Source organism: Holdemanella porci, from assembly GCF_019052655.1.
In the GTDB taxonomy this organism is placed as follows: Bacteria; Bacillota_I; Bacilli_A; order Erysipelotrichales; family Erysipelotrichaceae; genus Holdemanella; species Holdemanella hominis.
On sequence record NZ_JAHQVB010000168.1, the window covers coordinates 1 to 570 of the forward strand.

Here is a 570-nt window from a genome sequence, read left to right on the forward strand (position 1 = left end):
TGTATAGGTGTAAACGAAAGAGAGACTACACTTATGACAAGAACTTCAAAATATTTAAACCAAGATACTATCGCTGCTTTACAATCTTTTCAAATCGAAAAGATTGATTGTGAAATCACTGATTACCTAGATACAAACAATAAAATGAATACGTATCATTTTGAATACTGTCCTAAATGCGGATGTTATCATCCTCGTTTAATTAAAAGCGGTTTTGCCAACTCTGGTAAACAAATGCTTCGTTGTAAAGAATGCGGAAAACGTTTTGTTGTGGACCGCGGTCAGCTTACTTTTTATTCTCATCAAGACCAATCCAAATGGAATGAACTTATCCTGGATACATTGAATGGTGTATCTCTTAAAGAAACAGCTGCTAAAATCAACGTGAATGAACGTAATGTTTTTAATATGCGCCATAAACTATTGGTTAGTCTAGGAACTGAGGAACGTCCCATACACAGTAGGTAATGAAGTTGAGATGGATGAAAAATATACTTCTTACAATCATAAAGGAACTAAAATTGATGGAGTAGAACCTAAACATCGTGGAACACCTGCTACAAAAAGAGG

At 34.7% G+C, this 570-nt stretch carries 1 protein-coding gene; it reads left to right on the forward strand.

The window, feature by feature from the left end:
* Positions 1–468 (forward strand): IS1/IS1595 family N-terminal zinc-binding domain-containing protein (locus KTQ83_RS11990; RefSeq protein WP_425331034.1); only part of this gene is annotated, 468 nt, incomplete at its 5' end.
* Between the last annotated feature and the right edge of the window lie 102 nt (positions 469–570).